Annotated in this window: 19 protein-coding genes; 1 reads left to right on the top strand and 18 read right to left on the bottom strand. The window is 48.5% G+C overall.

Annotated features, from left to right (window positions below):
• Positions 1 to 6: 6 nt before the first annotated feature.
• From nuoI to KD145_RS29700, 18 genes are all read right to left on the bottom strand, one after another.
• Positions 7 to 522 carry an NADH-quinone oxidoreductase subunit NuoI gene (nuoI, locus tag KD145_RS29780; RefSeq protein WP_212003441.1) on the bottom strand — a complete coding sequence of 172 codons (516 nt, stop codon included), beginning with the start codon at positions 520 to 522 and terminating at the stop codon, positions 7 to 9.
• Positions 523 to 532: 10 nt separating this feature from the next.
• A complete protein-coding gene (gene nuoH, locus KD145_RS29775; protein ID WP_249219628.1) occupies positions 533 to 1483 on the bottom strand; it encodes an NADH-quinone oxidoreductase subunit NuoH in 951 nt (316 codons plus the stop codon).
• 4 nt (positions 1484 to 1487) lie between these two features.
• Positions 1488 to 4178, bottom strand: coding sequence for an NADH-quinone oxidoreductase subunit NuoG (gene nuoG / locus KD145_RS29770; protein WP_212003439.1), 2691 nt, complete (start codon positions 4176 to 4178; stop codon positions 1488 to 1490).
• A complete protein-coding gene (gene nuoF, locus KD145_RS29765; protein ID WP_212003438.1) occupies positions 4159 to 5439 on the bottom strand; it encodes an NADH-quinone oxidoreductase subunit NuoF in 1281 nt (426 codons plus the stop codon). Before nuoF ends, nuoG begins: the two co-directional genes overlap by 20 nt.
• 19 nt (positions 5440 to 5458) lie before the next feature.
• Complete coding sequence (gene nuoE / locus KD145_RS29760; protein ID WP_212003437.1) at positions 5459 to 5923, bottom strand: NADH-quinone oxidoreductase subunit NuoE; 465 nt, start codon at positions 5921 to 5923, stop codon at positions 5459 to 5461.
• 19 nt (positions 5924 to 5942) lie between these two features.
• Positions 5943 to 7688 carry an NADH-quinone oxidoreductase subunit C/D gene (gene nuoC / locus KD145_RS29755; protein ID WP_212003436.1) on the bottom strand — a complete coding sequence of 582 codons (1746 nt, stop codon included), beginning with the start codon at positions 7686 to 7688 and terminating at the stop codon, positions 5943 to 5945.
• 84 nt (positions 7689 to 7772) lie between these two features.
• On the bottom strand, positions 7773 to 8411 hold the full coding sequence (locus KD145_RS29750) for an NADH-quinone oxidoreductase subunit B (RefSeq protein ID WP_212003435.1): 639 nt from the start codon (positions 8409 to 8411) through the stop codon (positions 7773 to 7775).
• Positions 8412 to 8459: 48 nt separating this feature from the next.
• Positions 8460 to 8936, bottom strand: coding sequence for an NADH-quinone oxidoreductase subunit A (locus KD145_RS29745; RefSeq protein ID WP_212003434.1), 477 nt, complete (start codon positions 8934 to 8936; stop codon positions 8460 to 8462).
• A 220-nt stretch (positions 8937 to 9156) separates the two neighbouring features.
• Positions 9157 to 9600 (bottom strand): CBS domain-containing protein, encoded by a 444-nt coding sequence (locus tag KD145_RS29740; RefSeq protein ID WP_212003433.1) that lies wholly within the window; start codon positions 9598 to 9600, stop codon positions 9157 to 9159.
• A 137-nt stretch (positions 9601 to 9737) separates the two neighbouring features.
• Positions 9738 to 11366, bottom strand: a complete 1629-nt coding sequence (locus tag KD145_RS29735; RefSeq protein ID WP_308219052.1) for a beta-galactosidase — start codon at positions 11364 to 11366, stop codon at positions 9738 to 9740.
• 12 nt (positions 11367 to 11378) lie between these two features.
• Positions 11379 to 11546, bottom strand: a complete 168-nt coding sequence (locus KD145_RS32380; RefSeq protein ID WP_249219625.1) for a beta-galactosidase — start codon at positions 11544 to 11546, stop codon at positions 11379 to 11381.
• Positions 11547 to 11650: 104 nt separating this feature from the next.
• Complete coding sequence (locus KD145_RS29730; protein WP_212003432.1) at positions 11651 to 13348, bottom strand: GMC oxidoreductase; 1698 nt, start codon at positions 13346 to 13348, stop codon at positions 11651 to 11653.
• Between the two features lie 160 nt (positions 13349 to 13508).
• Positions 13509 to 15206: a GMC oxidoreductase gene (locus KD145_RS29725; protein ID WP_212003431.1), complete on the bottom strand. Its 1698-nt coding sequence runs from the start codon at positions 15204 to 15206 to the stop codon at positions 13509 to 13511.
• A 76-nt stretch (positions 15207 to 15282) separates the two neighbouring features.
• Positions 15283 to 15858, bottom strand: coding sequence for a gluconate 2-dehydrogenase subunit 3 family protein (locus KD145_RS29720; RefSeq protein ID WP_212003430.1), 576 nt, complete (start codon positions 15856 to 15858; stop codon positions 15283 to 15285).
• A gap of 180 nt (positions 15859 to 16038) precedes the next feature.
• A complete protein-coding gene (locus KD145_RS29715) occupies positions 16039 to 16788 on the bottom strand; it encodes a murein L,D-transpeptidase family protein (RefSeq protein ID WP_212003429.1) in 750 nt (249 codons plus the stop codon).
• A 278-nt stretch (positions 16789 to 17066) separates the two neighbouring features.
• Entirely contained in the window at positions 17067 to 17885 is an 819-nt protein-coding gene (locus tag KD145_RS29710; RefSeq protein WP_212003428.1) for a hypothetical protein, read from the bottom strand.
• Positions 17886 to 18241: 356 nt separating this feature from the next.
• Positions 18242 to 19372, bottom strand: coding sequence for a 4-hydroxyphenylpyruvate dioxygenase (gene hppD / locus KD145_RS29705; RefSeq protein ID WP_212003427.1), 1131 nt, complete (start codon positions 19370 to 19372; stop codon positions 18242 to 18244).
• A 92-nt stretch (positions 19373 to 19464) separates the two neighbouring features.
• Complete coding sequence (locus KD145_RS29700; protein WP_212003426.1) at positions 19465 to 20622, bottom strand: homogentisate 1,2-dioxygenase; 1158 nt, start codon at positions 20620 to 20622, stop codon at positions 19465 to 19467.
• Between the two features lie 1084 nt (positions 20623 to 21706).
• Between KD145_RS29700 and thrA the strand changes: the two genes are divergently transcribed.
• A complete protein-coding gene (gene thrA / locus KD145_RS29695; RefSeq protein ID WP_212003425.1) occupies positions 21707 to 24151 on the top strand; it encodes a bifunctional aspartate kinase/homoserine dehydrogenase I in 2445 nt (814 codons plus the stop codon).
• The last annotated feature ends 67 nt before the right edge of the window (positions 24152 to 24218 follow it).

Below are 24218 nucleotides of genomic sequence, written 5' to 3'. Positions count from 1 at the left end.
TGTGATTTATGGTAACAGACTTTTGATATCTACCGGTGGTTCTTCGTGTTGTGCTTCTCCTTTGTCTTTGTTTTTGATAGCCAGGCCAGCCACTTTGTAATAGTTGTAGCCCGGATATTTGCCCTGACTGGGAATCAGCAGATCCTGTTTTTCATACACCAGGTTCTGGCGGTTATATTCTGCCATTTCAAAATCGGGCAACAGCTGTATCGCGTAGGTAGGACAAGCTTCTTCACAAAAACCGCAGAAGATACAACGGGAGAAATTGATCCGGAAAAATTCGGGATAACGGCGGCCATGTTCATCTTCCGTGGCCTGTAGCGAAATACAATCTACCGGGCAGGCTGCAGCGCAGAGATAACAGCCCACACAACGTTCTTCTCCGTCGGGGTCGCGTGTTAATGCGATACGTCCCCGCCAGCGTGCCGGCAGCGGTGCTTTCTGTTCGGGGTACTGGTAAGTATCCCGCTTATGGAACATATGCAGAAACACCAGCCACATACTACGCAATAGACTCAGCATGATATAACATTTAAGAATTTAACCATAATTTGATCGCTGCTGTTATCAGCAAGTTCAGCAGTGACAAGGGAAACAACAGTTTCCAGCCATATTCCATCAGCTGATCATAACGCGGCCTTGGCAGGGATGCCCTCAGCAGGATGAACAGCGAAATGAAAACAAATGTTTTGATCACAAACCATATGATTGGCGGCAGAAAGGAAGGACCCAGCCAGCCACCGAAATATAAGGTCACCACCATGGCTGAGATAAGGGTAATACCCAGGTATTCACCGATGAAGAACATGCCGAACTTCATACCGGAATATTCCGAGTGAAAACCGGCCACCAGCTCGCTTTCCGCTTCCGGTATATCAAATGGAAGGCGGTGTGTTTCGGCGATACCGGCCACCATAAATATCATGAATCCTAATAGTTGAGGAATAAAAAACCACAGTCCCCGTTGTGCTTCCACAATCTGTTGCAGATTAAAAGTTCCGCTCAGCACTACTACCCCCATCAGGGCCAGCCCCATAAACACTTCATAGCTGATCATCTGTGAAGCGCCTCTCATGGCTCCCAACAGCGCATATTTATTGTTGGAAGCCCAGCCTCCCAGCACGATACTATATACACCCAGCGAGGACATCGCCAGAAAAAACAGGATACCGATATTCATGTCTGCCACCACAATACCCGGTGCAAAAGGGATGATCACAAAACTCATCAATACGCTGGCCACCACTACGGCCGGTGCAAATACAAACACAACCTTGTCTGCAAAGGGAGGAATCCAGTCTTCCTTAAAAAACAGTTTCAGGGTATCGGCCAAAACGATGAACAGTCCGAAGGGACCTGCCCTGTTGGGTCCATAGCGGTCCTGCCAGAGGGCCAGCATTCTGCGTTCCAGCCATATCAGCCCGGCGGCTGTATTTAAGAGCACAAACAGTACTCCTCCTATAATCCACCACGCGTTTGTCATAACATTAAATTTTAACCAGTTGCGGAGCCTCTGCCACCTGCATGCTGGGCAACCCCACAGGAATACCTGCGGCTCCTTTCTGCAAGGTATCATTAATGACTACCGGCAACGCATACTGATGTCCTTTGTCCATGAAATAAAGCAGATGTCCTGCTGCCACCTGAAAACGGCGTGCATCTTCGCTGTGCAGCATGATATATGGCGCAGGCATGCGTTCGGCAATGCCTGGTGTATAAACGCTCAGCTCTTCCGATCCGAAAATATGGTAGATAGGCACCAGCAAGAGATGGCCACCTACCGGGATAAACGGATCCGGTATATTGGTATAGAATTTCGTTTGTCCGTTTACGTTTGGTTCCAGCAGCCTTTTGCCAGGGTTACCATCATGCAGGGGCCCTCCTGTTTCTACCTGGTATTTATTAACCGACTGTACGGAGTTCCATCCCGGCGCCCAGAAGAAGGGGATCACAGAAGAAGGTGGTTCACCCCGGTATCCTTCCATGGTAAAAGACAGTGGCGTATCCGGGTCCTCAGCGGGTTTGGGCTCGCTGACATTAAGATTGGCGAGCATGGCCGTACGGCCGCTATAGCGGTGAGATTCACGTGGAATCTTTTGTCCCGCAATCCTGAAATCCGCAGGTGGTGTTAATATTTCGATACCGGCAAAAACAGGATGTTTGGTAACAATTGTTTGGAGGAGATCATCAAAATGCAGCAGGGAGCGCAGTTCATGGCCCATAATATCAGCCAGCTGCAACAGCCAGCGCCAGCTTTCCTGAATGCTGCCGCCAGGATTGAATACCTGCAGAAAACGCTGGGCCCGTCCTTCGTTGTTGACGAGGGTACCGTCAGCTTCTGCGAAAGTTCCTGCAGGCAACAGGATGCTCGCTTTTTCAGCAGTAGCGTTGTAGAGATGATCGATGAGGATCACATCTTTGCAATGCTCAAAAAACTGATGAGCGGTATGCTGATCGAGGCGGCGATAAAGATCATTTTCAAGGATGAGCACTGTATCGGCACTGCCATTGAGCACTACGTCTACCGCGGATTCCAGGCGATGACCACCCAGCATCTCCAGGCCCATGCTGTTGCATTCGGGCACTGTAAATGACAGCATAGCATCAGCGCCCTGTTGTTTCAGGGCCCAGGCCAGGTTGGCCGCAGCCCTGATCACCTGCTCGCTGCCTCCGCCGTACCCCGCTATGACCAGCGGTTTTTTAGCGCCCTTCAGTGCTGCGGCAATAGTGGCAGCGGCCTGTTTCCCTTCCTCCGACATACCGGTCACTTCCTGCAAGGTACCATCCAACAGGTGGCTAACAGCAAAGGCTATACGCGCAATATTGTCAGGGGCTGTATGATAGGCTCCTGTTGCGAGTTCATCGAGTTTTGTTTCCAGTACATTGAGGATAAACAGCGGGCCTTTGGATTCCTGTACAGCCTCCCGGACGGCAGCATCCTGCCAGGCGGGCATGTGGATGGTATTGATCACATTTTCCACCGGCATGCGGCGTATTGCTTGTCTGACAGAGAGCGCCAGCATAGGCGCGGTATTAGTAAGATCTTCCCCGAGGATGATTACTGCGTCGGCTGTAGCCGCCTCCTGCATAGACGCAGCCCTTACGGGGCCCTGTTGCAGGAGTTTCAACATTAAGTGGATCAGCTCATGTTCTGTTTCCCCTATACCTAAATAAAAATTATCAGGCCCTACCAACTCTTTCAATACATAGTTGGATTCTATGGAAGCTCTGGGAGAGCCGATGCCGATTACTTTTCCCGGTTTCATACGGTTGCGTACATGTTGCAATACCGGAAGGCCATTAGCGTTGTCGCCGGGGGAATGTCTTACCTGTGGCTCGCGGATACGGTCTTTGCTGTTAACAAACTCGTATCCGTAACGACCGCGGTCGCAGAGGAAGTAACCGTTGACAGCACCGTTGAAGCGGTTGGTGATCTGGCGCAGGGAACCATAACGTTCGCCGGCGATAATATTGCAACCAAGGCCGCAGCCCTGACAGATAGAGGGCGCGTTGGTCAGGTCCCATTTGCGGGTATAATGCTGTTTGAGGGTTTTATCTGTAAACACCCCGGTAGGGCATACTTCCACCAGATTACCACTGAATTCATTTTCCAGGATGCCGTCTTTCTGGCGGCCGAAGTACACATGGCTGTGGGCGGCAAATACGTCCAGGTCTTTTCCGCCGGCAAAGTCTTTATAAAAACGCACGCAGCGGTAACACTGAATGCAGCGGTTCATTTCATGGTTGATAAAAGGGCCCAGGTATTGATTCCGGTGGGTCCTTTTACTGAAGTGGTAGTCGCGGTAGGCATGGCCTGTCATGACGGTCATATCCTGCAGATGGCAGGACCCGCCTTCATCACATACCGCGCAGTCGTGCGGATGGTTAGTCATCAGCAATCCAATGATATTGCTTCGGAAAGCGACAGCTGCACTATCGTTAATGGATATACGCATACCATCCTTTACGGGCTCCATGCAGGCCATCATCAGTTTTCCGCGGGTATCTTCTGCATCTTTAAAGATCTTCACCGCACACTGGCGACAGGCGCCAACAGACCCGAGGGCCGGATGCCAGCAGAAATAAGGCAGATTGAGGCCCAGCGACAAACAAGCCTCCAGCAGGTTTTTGCCGTCTTTTACCTCATATGGAATATTATCAATGTTGATGATGGGCATAAGGGCATTTTTTTTCTTTGATATGTTGTTCAAAATCCTCCCTGAAATATTTCAGGGCACTCTGCAGGGGTTCCATGGCTCCCGGGGCGAGGGCACAGAAAGTATTGCCTGGCCCCAGCATTTTGGTATGCATCTCCAGCAAGTCCAGGTCTGCGGGCACCCCTGTACCATTCTCCAGCGACCATAATATTTTCTCAGTCCAGGGCAATCCTTCGCGGCAGGGAGTGCAGAAACCACAGGATTCCTGTGCGAAAAAGTGTTCCAGGTTGTGTACAAAACCAACGGGGCATGTGTGGTCGTCTAAAACGACCATGGTGCCGGTGCCTAATCTGCTGCCAGCGGCAGTTACCCCTGCGAAGTCCATCTTTACGTCCAGATGGACTTCGGTAAGAAAATCGGTAGAAGCGCCACCAGGCAGGGCTCCGCGGAAACGATAGCCGTTCCGCATACCACCGGCATGTTCTTCCAGCAATTCGCGCATAGTAATCCCCATCGGCAACTCCCACGCACCGGGTTTGTTAACCCTGCCACTGACGCCGTATATTTTCGTACCGCCATCGGCGGTATAACTTAATGACTTAAACCAGGCTCCCCCGTTATTGACAATATGGGAGATCCAGCTTAATGTCTCCACATTATTGACAATGGTGGGTTTTCCAAACAGTCCGCTTACCTGGGGGAAAGGTGGTTTGGCCCGTGGAGTGGCGCGTTTGCCTTCCAGAGAATTGAGCAGGGCGGTTTCTTCGCCGCACATATAACGGCCTACGCCGGTATGTAGCTGCATCTCCAGGCTGAAGCTGCTGCCCAGGATGTTTTTTCCGAGGTAGCCGGCCGTATAGGCGTCGGCGATAGCCCGACGCATTTCACGGGCCGCATCCTTATAGGCCCAGCGCAGGAATACAAAAGCATCGGTAGCCTGTATAGCGTAGGCAGCGATGATCATGCCTTCCAGCAGCTGATGCGGATTACCTTCCAATAGCCAGCGGTCTTTAAAAGTGCCGGGCTCCATTTCGTCGGCATTGGCGATCAGGTATTTGGGGCCGGGCATGTCCATCGGAACAAAGCTCCACTTCATACCCGTGTCGAAACCTGCACCCCCACGGCCTTTCAGCTTACTATCCTTCACCAGTGTGGTTACCTGCGCAGGCTCCATCTCCCGCAAAACTTTTTTCAGGGCGGTATAACCACCCACGGCTTCGTACTCCCTTATGTGCAGGGCAGCACCGGAGTCAGGAATATGTTGTGTGAGTGGTCGTTCCATAGTATCTCATGATTTGGGTTCAGCTGTATTTTTCCAGTATTTTTTCCAGGTCTTCCGGTTTTACATCTCTGTACAGATCTTCATCTATCATCAGCGCGGGCGCATGATCACAGGTACCCAGGCAGGCGTTGGGCAGGAGTGTAAAACGTTCGTCGGTAGTGGTCTGACCGTAGTTGATATGCAAGAGACTTTGTAGTTGCTGCCGGAGAGCGGTAAAACCCATCACGTAACAGCTGATGCTGTCGCATAACAGGATGATGTGCCGTCCTACCGGCCGGCGGAAGATGAGGTTGTAAAAAGTAGCCACGCTATCGACTTCTGCAGTGCTCATTTCCAGCATGGCCGCAATATCTTCCACGCTTTCGTCGGAGATCCAGCGGCGTTGCTGCTGCACTATTTTGAGCGCTTCGATACAAGCAGCCTTTTTAACGGGCACCTGTTGCAGCTCATGAGTGATTTTTTCTATTTCGATAGCTGTAAGCATGTTTGTCTGATTTGATTATTTATCGGTCGATGTCTGCCAGCACATAATCCATTCCTCCCAGTATGGATAACAGGTCTGCCACGGTGTAACCTTTACTGATCAAGGGGATCATCTGCATATGCGGGAATGACGGGGTGCGGATACGGGTACGGTATGACGCAGTATTGCCATCGCTCACCAGGTAGTAGCTGTTCCATCCTTTGGTTGCTTCCGTGCATACCATTGCTTCGCCGGCGGGTATTACCGGTCCCCAGCTGACGTTGAGGAAATGGTGTATGAGCGTTTCGATGTCCTGCATGGTATGTTGTTTGACAGGCGGGGTAGCCAGCGGGTGGTGCGATTTAAAATCGCCGGCAGGCATGTATTCCAGGCATTGCTGTACAATGCGGAGGCTCTGCCGCATTTCTTCCACCCGCACTACCGCGCGGTCGTAACAATCACCATTGTGGGCGACCGGGATCTCGAAAGCAAAATTTTCGTAGCCACTGTAGGGTCTCTTTTTACGCATGTCCCATTCCATACCGCAGGCGCGCAGGCCCGGGCCGGTCACACCCCATTCGATGGCTTCTTCCAGGGTATAGATACCAATACCTTTGGTACGTATTTTAAAGAGGTAATTTTTCATTACCATTTTATCGTATTCGCGCAGTTTGCGCGGAAAATAATCCACGAAGTTTTTGACCAGTGTATCCCAACCGCGGGGCAGGTCCTGTGCCACACCGCCGATGCGGAACCAGTTGGGATGCATGCGGCCACCACAAATGGCCTCGATGATTTCGAATACCTTTTCCCTGTCGGTGAACATATAGAACACGGGAGACAGCTGGCCCAGGTCCTGAGCGAAAGTGCCATACCATACCAGGTGGCTGGCGATGCGGAACAGTTCGCACAACATGATGCGGATCACCTGCGCCCGCAGAGGCACATCAATCCCGGCGAGTTGTTCAACAGCAAGGAGATAAGCCAGGTTGTTGTTGACGCCACCAAGATAATCGATGCGGTCGGTGTAGGGAATGTAGGTATGCCATGACTGGCGTTCGCCCATTTTTTCGGCGCCGCGGTGGTGGAAACCGATGTCGGGCACAGCATCTACGATATTTTCCCCATCGAGCTGAAGAATGATACGTAACACACCATGTGTACCGGGGTGTTGCGGGCCGATGTTGAGGAACATAAAATCGGTATCGTCGCTGTGGCGTTTTAAGCCCCATTCTTCGGGCTCAAACTTCAGGGCGCCTTGCTCCCTGTCTACTTTTTCATCGAAGAGCTTAAAAGGTCCCATTTCAGTGGCACGGGCAGGATGTTCCTTGCGGAGGGGATGTCCCTGCCAGGTGGGGGGCATGAGGATACGCTGCAGATGAGGATGACCATTGAACCGGATGCCGAACATGTCAAACACTTCCCTTTCGTACCAGTTGGCAGCGGGCCATAGGTGGGTGATGGTGTCGTGGGAAGGGTATTCGCCGTGGAGGCCTACTTTGAGGCGCAGGAACTGATTTCTGTCGAAGGAGAAGAGGGTATATACCAGGGTGAAGTCGAAGGGCTTATGCCCGTTCTGCTCTTTTTTGTACGCACGCTCATCAATGGCCGTGAGGTCATAGAGCATACGATAAGGCATTTTTATGTCAGACTTAAGGTATTGGAGTATAGCCACAATCTTCTCCTGTGGCGTCCTGAAGGTGGGCGTCTCATCCCGTGTAACCAATGGCTTGATGATATCTTCACCAAAACGGGAGCTTAATTCCGCTGCAATGCTCTCTGGCATAGCGTATTAAGTTTAGACTGAGTAAAGGTATGTTGATGTGTTTGCTGTCTACATTTTCATATAGCCGTAACTGTTAGTTAATTCCTATATTTCATCAGGTGTTTTGAATTGTGTCATCTGTTGCCGTTTGTCATGCAACAGGTCCCGCTGTGAAGGTTTGTCGGGGCGGATAACGCCATGGTCGCCGATGACCCAGCTGAGCGGCCTCAGTTCTTTTCCCACACTATCCTGCAGCAGGAGCAGTCCCTGCATGAAGGCATCGGGGCGAGGCGGGCAGCCGGGCACATACACATCTACCGGCAGGAATTTGTCTACTCCCTGTACAACGCTGTAGATGTCGTACATGCCGCCGGAATTGGCGCAGGAGCCCATGGATATCACCCATCGGGGTTCCATCATCTGATCATGGAGGCGTTTGATAACCGGTGCCATTTTAATGAATACAGTACCGGCAATGATCATTACATCTGCTTCGCGTGGGGTGCCGCGGATTACTTCCGCGCCGAAGCGGGCGAGGTCGTATTTGGGGGTCATGGCGGTGGCCATCTCTACAAAACAGCAGGACAGCCCGAAGTGAAAGGGCCACATGGAGTTCTTACGTCCCCATCCCAGCAGCCGTTCGACGCTGGTGAGCATAACGCTCTGCTGGATTACATCTTCCATAGAAGTATTTCCGGCTATTTTACCTGAGGGTTCCCCGGCTTTTGTTAACCACCATTTCATATGAATGCTGATCTAAAATGCTGAAAAATGAGCAGAAAGCATACTTTGTCAGGTAACGACCTGTTGCTGTTGGAGATGGGTACTGTTATCGTTGTGAGCCAGTCTTTTCTTTTGTTGTTTTTTGTATGCCCGTAATATTTTCCGACCATCGGGACCGAAGTCCAGTGCACCATTCCGCCACTCATAAATCAGTACGGCCAGGAGAATAACAATAAAAACGGATACGCCTGCAAATCCGAGCCATCCTGTTTCCTGGTAGGCGATGGCCCAGGAGATGATCATGACTGTTTCGATATCGAAGATCACGAACAGCATGGCGATAAGATAAAACTGGGAAGGGAATCGCAATCGTGCAGAGCCGGTGGAAACGATACCGGATTCGTAAGCTTCACCGGTGGCTCTGTCTTTGTGACGCTGTCCAAGTACATAGGACAGTCCGAGTATGAGACCAACCAGTATCAATACGATGCCGCCATATGCTACAAACGGCCAAACGGGGATGGTATTTTCAACAGCGCTTTGCAAGGTGTTCGCCCTCCCGAGCGATTTACTTTAAAGTCCGTTATTACCAATCTTATGAGTCTGCTTAATTAGAAATTGTGTCTTTGATCAAACCGTTTTGGGGTAGGAAGAAATATTGTTTCGTAGTCATATCATAACGTCAGAAACCTCATAACGGTATAGGCTATATGCTAACTGAAATTACAAACAATCCAGCAAAAAAACAAAAATGATTTTCACTGAATCAGGTATGCGTTCCGGTGATATAGCACTCAAGACTGGTGATGATATGGCGCTGATCGTCTATGATATATTTCACCACATCACCGATAGATATGAGTCCTATCAATTTGCCCTGCTCATCTGTAACCGGCAGGTGACGGATACGTTTATCTGTCATCTTCACCATACAGTCTTCAATAGAATCATCTTCTGTGACTGTAATAGGCCTTTCGGTCATAATTTCACGGATGAGCGTTTCTTTGGAGGCACGACCTTTTAAAATTACTCTGCGGGCATAGTCTCGTTCCGAAAAAATTCCAAGGAACCTGTCATTTTCATCTACTACTGTGAGCGCCCCTACGTTGCGGTCTACCAGCATCTGCAGCGCTTCAAAAACGGTATTATCCGGGCGGATAGAGTAAACGGCACGACCCTTAGCCTGCAGGATGTTACGTACTTTTCCCATGGCAAGCCTGTTTTAGAAAGTTAGAAAATATGAAAAACCAACTTACCTAAGTTAAGCATTTTACCCCGCAAAAGCAATAGCAGTAGAATGTGTATTATATACACATTTCCAGGGCCGAAGCCCTGGAAATAAAATCATCAGTCCAAAGTCTCCAAACCCTTTACAGCAGCGGATTTATCCTGATGCAAATCAAATACAACAATTTCATTTTCTCCCTGCTTCAACCAAGGCGCAGGACAATACAAACGATGCTGCGGGCCAATCTCCCAGTAACGGCCAAGGTTATGCCCGTTTACCCACACTACACCTTTTTTCCAGGCCGACAGATCGATATAGGTATCGCCGGTTTTGGAAAGCGTAAAGGTCCCTTTAAAAAAACGGCCTGGCTTATCACCTGCAGCTCCGGAAGCTGTCAGTTCAGCAATATCCTTCTCTGCCATCGGTACTCCGTAAACATCCCAGTTCATCAGTGTCATACCATTCAGCGTAACACGGTCGGTAATCCCTTTACGGTCAATGATGCCATCAGCGAAATTGATGCGTCCCATTCCTTCCACCAGTATCTCCAGTACCGGATCAGCCACATCACTCTTGGGCAGGTCTACCGACTTCTCTCCCAGCCTTCTGTCTATCTTACCAACATATTTCCCGTTTAAAAACACCGTAGCATAGTCATGCAGATCTTTTATCACCAGCTTACCGCTCTTATGACCTATCAACGTTGTCTTGTACACCATAAAGCCATAGTCCTGGCCGTAAGCTTCAAACGGCCTGGGTTGTACATCATGCACCGCCTTCGGCAGATGATCCCATATGCTGGTGAAAGGCGTTAACGTTACTTCCGGAAAACTGATAACAGGTGCTGGCGCAGGAACAGGCGGTAACTTCTTCCCTTTGGGCAGATAAGAAGTCAGCAGTGTGCGCAGTGCCTGATATTTGGGGGTGGCCCTGCCCTGCTCACTGATGGGCGCATCATAATCGTAACTGGTCACATCCGGTTCATAGCCTTTACCGCCAGCGTTGGCACCTGCCGTATATCCGAAGTTGGTACCGCCATGAATCACGTATAAATTAAAAGAACGTTTGGTGTCCATCAGAAACTTCACTTCCTTTACGATGCCTTCTGCACCCGGACGCTGCCACTGTTCTCCCCAGTGTGTTAACCAACCGGGATAAGACTCACTACTGAAAGCAGGTACGTTCGGGTTTTGTTTTTTTGCTGCAGCAAAGTCAGCTTCCGAACCACCGGAATCCAGGCCTATAGCGGCGCCTGCTACAGTGCCGGCTTCCAGCATATACGCTGTAGGACCATCTGCCGTATAAAAAGGAATATCAATACCATTCTTTACCCACAGGTCTTTCACCGCATTCAGATAGTTTTTATCATTACCATAACTTCCATACTCATTCTCTATCTGCATCATCACCACCGGGCCTCCGTTGGTCACCAGCAAGGATTTCACTTCAGCAGCCAGGTGCTGCACATAACGGGTCACCGCTTCCATATAACGCGGGTCCATACATCTCACTTTGATGTCCGGCGTCTGCAACAGATAAGGCGGTAAACCACCAAACTCCCATTCAGCACATACATAAGGACCCGGACGTAATATCACCCACATCCCTTCCTGCTGGGCAATTCTGATGAACTCCGCAATATTGTGATTACCATTGCTGAAATCAAACTGTCCTTTCACCGGTTCCTGGTAGTTCCAGAACACGTATGCAGCAATTGTATTACAACCCATCGCTTTGGCCATCTGTATGCGATGACGCCACTATTCATGCGGGATACGCGCCGGGTGCATCTCACCACTGATCATCTGAAACGGTTTACCGTCCAGCATAAAGTCAGACTGACTGAGCGCAAAGGAATGTTTTTGTTGTGCCTGAACAGCATGCCCCATCCAACAGGACAATGCCAGGCTAAGTATTATTTTTTTCATAGTCCACTTTATCATTTACGAATTAAAGCGAAAGCCTTAGCGTATGTATTGTTTAACCGCTAAAACCTTCGCTTTAATTCGCAATTTGTAATTCGTAATTTATCTTAAATATTTCCTTTCTTCAGTTCACTTACCGCATGATCACATGCTCTGGCTGTTAATGCCATGTAGGTAATAGACGGATTTACACAGGAAGAAGAAGCCATACAGGAACCATCGGAAATAAACACGTTTTTGGCAGCATGCACCTGGTTGAAACCATTGAGTACAGATGTTTTGGGGTCTTTACCCATACGTGCAGTACCCATCTCATGAATACAATGTCCCGGAGGCGGAGCAGCATCATACCCATGAACGTTTTTCAATCCGGCAGCTTCCAGCATTTCTTTCGCGCTCTCCTGCATATCCTTACGCATCGCCTTTTCATTTTCCTTGAATTCACAATCGATGTCGAGCGTAGCCAGTCCGTACTTATCCTTTTTCTCTTTGTTGAGCGATACCTTGTTTTCAAAGTATGGCAGGTGCTCGCCCCAGGAGCCAATGCCCATGCCCCATTTGCCGAGGCCGGTCTGTGCTTCCTTCAATGCCACACCGATACCATCGAAACTTTCACCTCTGTCTCTGCCTGCACCCCCCTGGTAACCGAAGCCACGCACATAATCCTTCTGTTTCGTTTGGTCATTGACGTTACGGAAGCGCGGAATATAGATACCATTCGGGCGACGGCCGCTGCTGTAGTACTGGTCTTCAAAACCGTCGAATTCACCCCCGGCACCCACACCAAAGTGATGGTCCATCAGGTTATGACCCAGCTGGCCGCTGTCGTTGCCAAAGCCATTGGGGAATCTGTCAGACACTGAATTCAGCATGATCCAGGAAGTGCCCAGTGTGGACGCATTCAGGAAGATGATATTGGCATAGTATTCCACTGTTTGCAGGGTATGGGAATCCATTACCCTCACACCGGTTGCTTTGCTTTTATCTTTATCATACAGCACTTCGAGTACGATGGAATCAGGGCGCAGGGTGAGATTGCCGGTAGCAGCGGCAGCAGGCAATGTTACACCGTTGCTGCTGAAATACCCTGTAAAAGGACAACCACGGGCACACATGCTACGATACTGGCAGGGGCCACGGCCGTTGAGTCCTTTGGTCAGGTGGGCAGCACGACCGATCGTCATGATACGATCGTTATATCTTTCCTTAATGCGGGCAGCCACGTGTTTTTCCAGGCAATTCATTTCCATGGGCGGCAGGAAAACACCGTCGGGCAACTGTGGCAGACCTTCGGCCTGTCCGCTCACACCGATATATTTTTCTACGTAAGCATACCAGGGAGCAATGTCTCTATAGCGGATGGGCCAGTCTACACCATGTCCATCTTTGGCGTTGGCTTCAAAATCCAGATCACTCCAGCGGTACACCTGGCGGCCCCACATCAGCGAGCGACCACCTACGTGATAACCACGCAACCAGTTGAACGGCTTCACTTCGTTGTAAGGGTTCTCTTTATCGTTTACCCAGAACTGTTGGGTAGCCTCATCAAAAGCATAACAACGGCTCTGTATCGGGTGATTCTCCCGCATTTCGTTGCTAGTGTTCAGATGATGTTTAAATTCCCAGGGGTCCATGGTAGCAGTAGTATAGTCTTTGATATGCTCCACGTTGCGACCTCTTTCCAACACCAGTGTCTTTAATCCTTTTTCGGTCAGCTCTTTGGCAGCCCAGCCACCGCTAATGCCGGAGCCAACTACGATAGCATCGTATGTATTTTGTTGATCAGCTTTTATATTAAGATTCATACGTTCACTTTTGATTGCTGATTTGTGGATTTATGAATTTTTCGGATTTTGTTTTTTTGATTTAAAAATTTGAAATGCAGTGGAGTAGCCCACTGCATTCCGTTTCCTAAATTTATCTAAATCAAAAAAATCCGAAAATTAAAAAATCGAAAATCAAAAATTAAATATTTCCTTTTTTCAGTTCTTTCACGGCATAATCAGCAGCACGGGCGGTGAGCGCCATGTAAGTGAGAGAAGGATTTACGCAGGCAGCAGAAGTCATGCAGGAACCATCTGTTACGAATACATTTTTCACGGCGTGCATCTGGTTAAAGCCATTGAGCACAGACGTTTTAGGATCACGGCCCATACGTGCAGTACCCATTTCGTGAATGGCCATACCGGGGAAGGAACCGTTATCATATGTTTTCACATTTTTAAGGCCTGCAGCTTCCAGCATTTCGGCAGCATCGTTCATCATGTCTACCCGCATTTTCTTTTCATTCTCTTTGAACTCGCAGTCGAATTTCAGTACTGGCTGGCCCCAGGCGTCTTTAACAGATTTATCGAGGGTTACCATGTTGTCTTCATAAGGCAGGCATTCTCCGAAGCCACCCAGTCCCATGCTCCATTTGCCTGGTTCCGTCAGCATTTCCTTGAAGTCTTTACCCACACCCATTTCGGCGATGCCACGGCTCCATCCGCCACGGCCTGCGCCACCCTGGTAACCGAAGCCACGTAAGTAATCACGTTTATCGTTACCGATATTCTGATAGCGGGGAACGTAGATACCGTTGGCACGGCGTCCGAAGAAATATTTATCATCATACCCTTCTGCAGTACCAGAGGCACCGGTACGGAAGTGGTGATCCATCAGGTATTTGCCCAGCACACCGCTATCGTTGCCCAAACCATTCGGGAAACGGGAAGAGGTAGAGTTGAGCATAACGAAGGTAGAACCAAGGGTAGAACCATTGATGAAGATGATTTTAGCGTAGTATTCCACCATTTCCTTGGTATGTTTGTCGATCACACGCACACCGGTGGCTTTGCCCTGTTTCTCGTCATAGATCACGGAGTTCACGATGGAATCCGGACGCAGGGTAAGATTACCGGTAGCCATGGCAGCCGGCAAAGTAGAAGACTGGGTGCTGAAGTAAGCGCCAAACGGACATCCGCGGCTGCACAGGTTACGGAACTGGCAGCTGCTTCGGCCAGGCAATGGCTGCGTAATGTTAGCCACGCGGCCCATAGTGATGATGCGACCTTTAAACTTGCCTTCTACGGCTTTTTTCACGTCTTTCTCCACACAGTTCATTTCCATGGCAGGCATGAACTGGCCATCAGGCAGCTGTGGCAGTCCTTCACGGGTACCGCTGATACCAGCAAATTTCTCTACATAGTCGTACCAGGGAGCAATTTCTTTATAACGGATAGGCCAGTCTACAGCGATACCATCTTTCAGGTTGGCTTCGAAATCCAGATCGCTCCAGCGATAAGACTGACGGCCCCACATAATGGATTTACCGCCTACGATATCGGGGCGGTACCAGTCGAATCTTTTTACTTCGTTGTATGGACTTTGTGAATCGTTGATCCAGAATTTTTCGTTGTGTTCACTATAAGGGTAGTCGCGGCTCAGTTTGGGATGGGTTTCGCGCTGGTCTACTGTCAGGCGGCCGCGGTGTTTGAATTCCCAGGGATCTTTGGTCGCCGTGTCGTAGTCTTTCACGTGTTCCAGCTGTTTACCACGATCCAGCATCAACACTTTCAGACCTTTTTCGGTCAGTTCTTTGGCAGCCCAGCCACCGCTTACACCGGAGCCAATAACGATTGCATCGTAGGTATTCTGCTCCTGTGCCTTTATGTTTAAGTTCATGTGAAGTCGTTTTGATTTGAAAGATAGAAATCAGGGGCCGACAGTTGTCGGCCAGTGGCAAATGAGGATGTTATGATTAAACAGCCCAGGCTTTATCTCCTTTTTTATAAGGGATACAGCCTTCATATTTGCCCGGTACCGGTACATAGCGCAATGCCTGTGTTGCACCTTCCTTAGAGGTGAAATAACCCAGCAATGTGAGCTCTTTCAGATACTGGAAGTAATGGGTAGGATCTCCTTCTTTCTTGTCTTTACGCTTGTTGTAGTCCACACGCTCTTTATCAATCTGGGTGAGCAGTTCAGTACGTTGCTCCGGTGTGATGTCCATGAAGTTCTTTTTGAACTTCTGCTGGCTGGCAGCATCAATTTTTTTCAGGCCTTCGAGGAAGATGTCCTGATCACTTTTTTTGTAGCAGTCATTCATCATTACGACAATGAATTCATCTACTTTTGCAGCTTTGGCACCAGGCGTGCTGGTGGTGGGTATGATGGTTTCCGCGATTTCGGCCAGCAACGCTTTGGTTTCAGGCTTGTTCAGATCATAGTTTTTCGGAGCGGAACCTGTGCAGCTCTCTAAAGCTGATAACGTGGAAGCGGAAATGGCAGTCCCCAACAAAATCGCCACATTCCTGATTGCGTCTCTTCTGTGCATAAACAGTAAAATTGATTTGACCTTCGGACAAGTTTCAAAAAAAAAATCTAAAAAACAAATAGAATATTGATGAAACCCTGGCTATGGATGCCGAATCGTAGAAAAAAACGAAGATCCGGGCAAATTATTATATGCCCGGATCTTCGTTTGGTTGCAGTCAGTCAGGTGATTGGCCTGTAACTACATAATATACTTGCCTTTATCATCTACCAGGACAACCGGCAGACGGTGGTGTTTTTCGAAATAGTCGTACGCTGTTCTCAGCTCTGCCCATAATGCGGTGGAAGTGTTATCAGTCAGGGCGAAGTTACTCAGATAGTCGACGGAACGGGGATTTCCAAACTTCACCGGGAACACATGCACGGGGATAAAGTCCTGACCAGCATTTTTAGCGTTGACAGCCAAGATATACACTTCATCAATAAACTCATCTGTCAGCGGAATACAACCCACTGTGATGCAGTTACCGTGAATATAGATTTCACCGCCCGGTTTTTTCTGATCGCTCAGAATGCGGTCGGAGAAGTTGGGGTAGTTGATACCCAGTGACAGGTGATAACTACTGTTGGGATTGAAATCATTGATATAGTAGAAGCCTTCCGGCACCTGGCGGTCTCCCTCTTTTCTTTTGGGGCCCATTTTACCGGAGAGCGTACACACCCGGTAAGATTTAAACAGGCGGAAGGTATCTGTAGCACTGTTTTTTACCCAGATCTCCATTTCACTGTCCAGCTTGAAAGAGCGGACAAATATATATTTGGCGGGGTACGTCAATCCTTTTTTGGCGAATTCCCTTTTCAGCATTTCTTCTTTTTCCCGGTAGGCCTCCCCCACTTTAGGGAACATTTTCTGGTTCTCCAGGAATGATTGTTGTGCCGACAGGGTACCCACACCCAACAGCAGCATGACCAAAACTACAAGTCGCTTCATATCTGATTTTCACAAAATTTTAAGATTCTCACACCAGGTTTATGTAGGCAAGATAAAACAATAAGAGCGCAAAAATAAAATATATTACCATACTTACCTTTCTGCTAGCAATCTTCAAAATGTAGTGTTGATGGCCCTGGTAGATAAGAATCGCGGTAAATGCCTGAAAAATCCCTCCTAATAAAAACAGTATTCCAAACAGCGTTTGTAAGCTCATAAAAAAAACGGAACGGTTAGCAGTAATATTGTACCGTAAAGTTACACGATAATTGTTTTTTTCAGAGCCTCACCCATTCCAGTTTAACAGTTTCTTCGTTGGCTCTGCCTCTGAAAGTGGCGCTCACAGGGTATTTGTCCGCATTATAAATATAGGAATAATTATGGGTGATCACGCTGGAAGCGTCTTCGAGGCTGATATTTTCAGACAAAATATTGTGAGTAGACAGGTTGGCGGCGGTCGCATCCAATACATAGGCCAGTTCGGGGCGCAACTGTTGCGGGTTTTGCCTATTGTCGTAGCTATAGGTGACAGATGATGTCATCTGAAAGCCTTCTCTTCCCGGTTGTTTACCGAAGTTGTCCATACGGGCCACATCGCCATGCTGATCCCAGGAATAGTGCTGGTAGCCGCTGATTTCCCAGGCGCCGGAAGCTGGGTTAAGCGCCAGATGGTAGCCGGTGCTGATTTTTCCGTCGGCATTAAATACCAGGGAGTCGATGGTGTACACTGCATTATCGCGGTAGTAGCTGATTTTGCGGACCTGGTTACCGGACGACGCATATTCCAGGGTGGTATTCAGGTCGCCGGTGAGGGCTGTTCCGTCTTCGGTGGACAAGGTTCTCGTAAGGCGGCCGTTTTCATACACCGGCAGTAATACTTCCTGGTAGGTAGCACCCTCTGACTGATGTACCCGGATAACCTTACGGAGGGATTTGTCTGCGTTGTACTCCAGCGTGGTATGGCCTGCAGGAGAAGAAATTTTATGCAGATAAGTGCCTCCGGGTGTGTCTTTGTTTGTACGGAAGGCTGTAGTACATGCCAGGATGGCTACCAACATGGCACGGGAAACCCAATGGGTGTAATTGTGGTTGAGCATAGGATGATATGTTTAATTAAAAAATGCTAAAGAAATGGTTCAATGAGACCCAGGCTAAAACAAAGTCGGCATTAATCAATCATATCTACGGGAAAAAACATGAAAAGGTTTTATTAAAAGTAATAAAACATATTTATTTATTAAATATACAAACAAAGCAAACACAGCCTTTATGAAAATATTCCGGACAAGCAGACGCTCCCGGATAGAAAAAGCAGCGGGAAGCATGGGCGATAAAAAACCCGCACCAAATGGTGCGGGTCACGAGTTGAATTGTTGTAGCCTTCCGGCGAATTTGAGGGATTTCAATAGAAGTTGTAACAAACAGTGGTCGCAAGGCCTCGGCCGGCGATAATTTATAAGTTACCACGCAGTGCTTGTTCTCTTTCGATCGCTTCAAACAAAGCTTTAAAGTTGCCTTTACCGAAAGACTGGGCACCTTTGCGCTGGATAATTTCAAAAAATACGGTTGGTCTGTCCTGAATAGGCTTGGTGAAGATCTGCAGCAGGTATCCTTCATCATCACGATCTATCAGGATGCCCAGTTTACGCAGTGGTTCAATATCTTCATCTATCTTACCTACTCTGTCCAGCACGGTGTCATAATAACTGCTGGGCACTGTGAGGAATTCCACACCGCGGGCCTGGAGCTCAGACACGGTTTCTATAATATTGTTGGTAGCGATGGCTACGTGCTGTACACCAGGGCCACCATAGAAGTCCAGATACTCTTCGATCTGTGATTTCTTTTTACCTTCAGCAGGCTCATTGATCGGGAATTTCACACGGCCGTTGCCATTGCTCATTACCTTACTCATGAGTGCCGAGTATTCGGTAGAAATATCGCTATCATCAAAGGAGATCAGGTTTTTGAAACCCATGGTACGCTCGTAGAAAGACACCCAGGTATTCATTTCATTCCATCCTACGTTGCCTACGCAGTGGTCTACGTACTGCAGGCCGGTGTCGGTAGGGTTGTATACTGTTTTCCACTCCTTGTAACCCGGCAGGAAAGGACCATTGTAGTTTTTACGTTCAATGAACAGGTGTACGGTATCACCATAGGTATGGATACCGCTGCGCACCACTTCGCCGAACTCGTCTTTTTCCACTACCGGCTCCAGGAAAGGCTCTGCTCCTCTTTTTACGGTTTCTTCAAAAGCAGAACGGGCATCATCTACCCAGAGTGCCAGTACTTTCACACCATCGCCATGTTTGGCTACGTGCCGGGCGATTTCACTATCGGGCACTAAAGAAGTAGTTAACACAAAGCGCAGTTTGTTCTGCACCAGCACATAGGACGTCCTGTCTTTAACACCTGTTTCCGGGCCTGCGTAAGCCACAGACTGAAAACCGAAGGCGGTCTTGTAATAGTGTGCTGCCTGTTTGGCGTTTCCTACGTAAAATTCAACATAATCAGTACCGTTCAGTGGTAAAAAATCCTGCTGACCGGTTACATTGGAAGCGTTTGCTACTGCGGTTTCCATAAATTCAGTTTTTTAGATTTTTGTTGTTTAGTTGTTTTGGTGTCGTTTGTTTTGGTGTTTGTCTTTAGTATTTTAATGCTGTTATATTCTTCCTATTCTGCCCAGCTCATGACATAACCTCCGTCTTCTATGCCCAGCGCTGCTTCTGTGATCTGCAACGGATGAAAGGTATCCACCATCACGGCCAGCTCTTTGGTTTCTTTGGCGCCAATGCTTTTTTCCACTGCTCCCGGATGAGGCCCGTGCGGGATTCCTGCGGGGTGCAGGGTGATCATTCCCCGGGTAACATGTTTACGGCTCATAAAATCACCATCTACATAATACAATACTTCATCGCTGTCGATATTGCTGTGGTTATAAGGCGCCGGGATAGCCTGCGGGTGGTAATCGAACAGGCGCGGACAGAAAGAGCAAACCACAAAATTGTTGCCTTCAAAAGTCTGGTGTACTGGTGGTGGTTGGTGCACGCGCCCGGTAATAGGCTCAAAGTCATGGATGGAAAAAGCAAACGGATATTCACAGCCATCCCATCCCACCACATCAAAAGGATGATGTTTGTAGTGGATCGGATAGATCACGCCTTTCTTTTTTATACGGATCAGGAAATCGCCTTCCTGGTCGATGGTTTCCAGGTTTTGCGGCTGCCGGATATCTCTTTCGCAGAAGGGAGCATGTTCCAGCAGCTGGCCGTATTTGCTCAGGTATCTTTTGGGATAACGGAGAGGGCTAAACGATTCTACAATAAAGAGTCGGTTGTTTTCTGTTGCAAAAGAGATCTGATAGATGGTACCGCGTGGAATCACGAGGTAATCACCGTAACCAAACTCCAGCTGGCCGTACTGTGTACGAAGCACGCCGTTGCCTTCATGTACAAATATCATTTCATCCGCGTCAGCATTTTTATAGAAGTAATCTTCCATGCTTTTGCGGGGTGATGCCAGTACAATATGCAGGTCGCTGTTGACCAGCACGGCTTTGCGGCTTTGCAGGAAATCATTTTCCGGCTGGATATTAAAGCCCTGGAAACTGCGGTGTTTCAGCATTTTTTCTTCCGCCACCTTTGGTGCTACGGAATAAGGCTCGTCTACCTTTACAATTTCTGTAGGCGGATGGCAGTGGTATAAAAGGCTGGAATGGGAAGAAAAACCTTCCGTTGAAAACAGCTGTTCCGAGTAAAGTCCCCCGTCCGGCTTGCGAAACTGGGTATGGCGTTTATGAGGTATTTGTCCAAGTTTATGATAATGTGGCATAACGGGTAGTATTGAAATGATTGCTTTGGTGTATGAAATTGCTTTGGTGTATGATTAAGCTAAAACTTAATTATATTGAAAACTATCATGCAGCACGAAAGGCTGATGTTTAAGACAAATTGCCGGTAAAACGATGTGCGCAAATGCAGCAATAGCAATGGAGAAATCTACTATTACAAAGTTACGCGATATAAACAGGAAAAGCAGCTGGAAGGGGCTGTTTCGGAAGAGTTATGCCAGAGCCGAATCCATGGCGAGGGTAGCCATGAGAAAGTAGTAGTTGAGTTGACTGTTGCTTGTATATTTCAACGAAACGGACAAGAGGCAAATGTTTTAGACAGCTAAAGTTAAGGATATTTTACTTTCTTCCAAGTAATTTATTCCATTGGTTACCAAAATCCCTATAATCTATTATCATGTACAGTATTTCTACAGCTGCGGCACAGCGCATCCTGCGCTGATATCCGCAAAAGGCCTTACGCCTGTTCAATTTCAACTGACCATACTGGTAATTCTCTTTGCTCTGGGCACGCTATTCCTTTACCCACAGTCATCAGCCCGTTGAGCAGGAACAACCAGACACTCCCGCCCAGGAAGAAGCTTAGATATTGTCATATATTTCATGACAAACAAGACCCATAACAAAAGGACATTCCTGGCTTTATTTGTCATAAAATTGTCTCAAAAACAAACGAAAAAATCTCACGCCAATCATCTTACCAAAACAAAAAAACGAACAAAAAACAGATAAAAAACAACAAAACGCATTAATACAGCACTAAAACAGAATATTTTCCAACAAACAAGCACAAATTTGAATTATTTGAAAATATAGCCACTGCACTTTTATTTACCGGTAGAATTTTAGACTTTTGTTACACAATCGTCATGAAATAGTGCAAACAATCGCCACATATCACCTCTTCTCCACTCCCTCCTCCCAAGGGGAATGCATGAGCACTATTATTACGACCACCATTACAACCCCACTGCGGGGTTAATATATACATATCATCCATCGACCACAGGTGTGGTAAACTACGGGGAAGGACCCGAACATCTTTTCGTATAAACTTTATTCCTTATGCAAGTATTAAAATTTGGCGGCACTTCGGTCGGAAGCGCCAAAGCCATAGACCAAGTTTGTGACATCCTGAAAAAACATAAGCCGGCAGGCCGTTTTGCCATCGTTGTATCCGCACTCGGCGGCACTACGGACAAGCTTATACGTTGCGGACAACTCGCCGGCCAGGGCCAGGAACAGTATAAATCCGTATTACAGGAAATAGAAACCCGGCACCTCGATACTATCCGTGAATTGTTTCCCATCACCGCCCAAAGCGGCATGATCAGCCAGCTTAAAAAGAAACTCAACTCCCTGGAAAACCTCTGCGACGGCATCTTCCAGGTAGGTGAACTCAGCGCCCGCTCCCTCGATAAAATCATGAGCTACGGCGAACTGATCTCCTGCGTGATCGTGGCAGAAAAACTGAAACAACTGGGCTTCTCCGCCACCTGCAAAGACAGCCGGGAACTGATTATCACCGACAGTAACTTTGGCCATGCTACTGTTAACTTCCAGCTCACCAACCATAACATCATAGAATATTTTGCCCAGCAGCCTGCTGATTACGTAGTACTGCCCGGCTTTATCGCCTCCAGCCCTGATGGCGATACCACCACCCTCGGCCGCGGTGGCTCCGACTATACCGCCGCCATCATCGCGGCAGCCGTACAGGCGGAAGTACTGGACATCTGGACAGACGTCAGCGGCATGATGACCGCCGACCCACGCCTGGTATCACAAGCTATTCCTATTGCACACATCTCTTATGAAGAGGCAATGGAGCTATCGCACTTCGGCGCCAAAGTAATATATCCGCCCACCATCCAGCCCGTGATGGACAAACGTATCCCCATCTGGATCAAAAATACTTTCGCCCCGGAAGATTACGGTACCCTCATAGAGGACAGCGTGGAACGCAGTTTCCCGGTTACCGGCATCTCCGGCATACAACATATATCCCTGCTCACCCTCGAAGGAAGTGGTATGGTAGGCATTCCCGGCTTCTCCAAAAGACTGTTTGAAGCATTATTACGGGAACGTATAAACGTAATTTTCATCACCCAGAGCTCTTCGGAACACTCCATCACAGTAGGTATACACGAAGCAGACCTCCTGAAGGCCAAAACTGCGGTGGACAGCGAGTTTGCGCAGGAGATACAGGAGAAACGCATTGACCCGCTGCTGGTAGAGAAAGACCTTTGCATCGTAGCCGTTGTAGGTGATCAAATGAAAAACCATCACGGCACCAGCGGCAAACTGTTTGGCACCCTTGGTCGCAACGGCGTCAATGTAAGGGCCATCGCACAAGGCTCTACAGAGAAAAACATCTCTGCCGTGATCAGCAAAGCCAACTTGAAAAAAGCACTCAACCTCATCCACGAAGCCTTCTTTGAAGCACCACTCAAACAGGTGAACCTCTTCGTCGCCGGTGTTGGCAATGTAGGCAGCAAACTGCTGGAACAGCTGCAGCAGCAACAACTCTACCTGCAGGAAGAGCTGGGCCTTCAGATCCGTGTAGCCGGTATGGCCAACAGCAAAAACACCCTGTTCAGCGAATACGGCATCGGGCTGCATGACTGGAAAAACCAGCTGGCACAGGGCGACAACATGGACCTCTCCGCTTTTATTGAACAGGTAAAATCCATGAACCTGCGCAACAGCGTATTTGTAGACAACACCGCCAGCGGTGAAGTTGCGGCCATCTACCATGAATTCCTGCAGCATGGCATCTCTGTGGTCACCTGCAATAAGATAGCCTGTTCATCAGACTATCAGTATTACAAACAACTGAAAGACCTGGCCCGTAAATACAACGCTTCCTTCCTCTTCGAAACCAATGTGGGTGCTGGACTGCCAGTGATCAACACCCTCAACGACCTGGTCAGAAGTGGTGATAAGGTACAACGTATTGAGGCCGTATTATCCGGCAGCCTCAATTATGTATTTAATCATTTTGTAAACGGCAACAGTTTCCGTAAAGTGGTAAAAGCCGCACAGGATGAGGGTTATACCGAACCAGATCCACGCATAGACCTGAGTGGTAAGGACGTGATGCGTAAAATACTGATACTGGCCAGAGAGAGTGGTGCCGCCATTGAAATGGATGACATCACCAATCATTCCTTCCTGCCGGATGCTTGTCTGCAGGCCCCTTCTGTAGCGGATTTCTATGAAATGCTCGACGAACATGCCGAACATTTCCAGCAACTGTATACCCATGCAGCCAGTGCCGGCAAGCGTTTGAAGTTTGTGGCCAGTTATGAAGACGGACAAGCCTCCGTAGGGCTGCAATGCATAGCCCCCGACCATCCTTTTTATCAGCTGGAAGGAAAAGACAACATCGTGTTGTACACTACCAGCCGGTATCAGGAACAACCGCTGATCGTAAAAGGTGCTGGTGCCGGTGCAGATGTCACCGCCTCTGGCATATTTGCAGACATTATCCGGTCGGCCCGGTTATAATATTACCAACGGCCACCTCCACGATGTTAAATCTGTGTGATCAGGTTGCCGGCCCCAAAAGGAATGA

The sequence above is a fragment of the Chitinophaga sp. HK235 genome (genome assembly GCF_018255755.1).
Taxonomy (GTDB): domain Bacteria; phylum Bacteroidota; class Bacteroidia; order Chitinophagales; family Chitinophagaceae; genus Chitinophaga.
The sequence above is the reverse complement of the archived record's forward strand: the minus strand, read 5'-3'. Positions and strand labels throughout refer to the sequence as shown.

Excerpts from the sequence above, each read along its gene's own strand:
- KD145_RS29750 (WP_212003435.1), bottom strand. The coding sequence starts at position 8,411 with ATGAAATGGTGGTTAACAAAAGCCGGGGAACCCTCAGGTAAAATAGCC.
- KD145_RS32380 (WP_249219625.1), bottom strand. The coding sequence starts at position 11,546 with ATGAAAAAAATAATACTTAGCCTGGCATTGTCCTGTTGGATGGGGCAT.
- KD145_RS29730 (WP_212003432.1), bottom strand. The coding sequence starts at position 13,348 with ATGAATCTTAATATAAAAGCTGATCAACAAAATACATACGATGCTATC.
- nuoH (WP_249219628.1), bottom strand. The coding sequence starts at position 1,483 with ATGACAAACGCGTGGTGGATTATAGGAGGAGTACTGTTTGTGCTCTTA.
- KD145_RS29710 (WP_212003428.1), bottom strand. The coding sequence starts at position 17,885 with ATGCTCAACCACAATTACACCCATTGGGTTTCCCGTGCCATGTTGGTA.
- KD145_RS29720 (WP_212003430.1), bottom strand. The coding sequence starts at position 15,858 with ATGCACAGAAGAGACGCAATCAGGAATGTGGCGATTTTGTTGGGGACT.
- thrA (WP_212003425.1), top strand. The coding sequence starts at position 21,707 with ATGCAAGTATTAAAATTTGGCGGCACTTCGGTCGGAAGCGCCAAAGCC.
- KD145_RS29740 (WP_212003433.1), bottom strand. The coding sequence starts at position 9,600 with ATGGGAAAAGTACGTAACATCCTGCAGGCTAAGGGTCGTGCCGTTTAC.
- hppD (WP_212003427.1), bottom strand. The coding sequence starts at position 19,372 with ATGGAAACCGCAGTAGCAAACGCTTCCAATGTAACCGGTCAGCAGGAT.
- nuoE (WP_212003437.1), bottom strand. The coding sequence starts at position 5,923 with ATGCTTACAGCTATCGAAATAGAAAAAATCACTCATGAGCTGCAACAG.
- nuoF (WP_212003438.1), bottom strand. The coding sequence starts at position 5,439 with ATGGAACGACCACTCACACAACATATTCCTGACTCCGGTGCTGCCCTG.
- nuoG (WP_212003439.1), bottom strand. The coding sequence starts at position 4,178 with ATGCCCATCATCAACATTGATAATATTCCATATGAGGTAAAAGACGGC.
- nuoC (WP_212003436.1), bottom strand. The coding sequence starts at position 7,688 with ATGCCAGAGAGCATTGCAGCGGAATTAAGCTCCCGTTTTGGTGAAGAT.
- KD145_RS29715 (WP_212003429.1), bottom strand. The coding sequence starts at position 16,788 with ATGAAGCGACTTGTAGTTTTGGTCATGCTGCTGTTGGGTGTGGGTACC.
- KD145_RS29700 (WP_212003426.1), bottom strand. The coding sequence starts at position 20,622 with ATGCCACATTATCATAAACTTGGACAAATACCTCATAAACGCCATACC.
- KD145_RS29725 (WP_212003431.1), bottom strand. The coding sequence starts at position 15,206 with ATGAACTTAAACATAAAGGCACAGGAGCAGAATACCTACGATGCAATC.
- nuoI (WP_212003441.1), bottom strand. The coding sequence starts at position 522 with ATGCTGAGTCTATTGCGTAGTATGTGGCTGGTGTTTCTGCATATGTTC.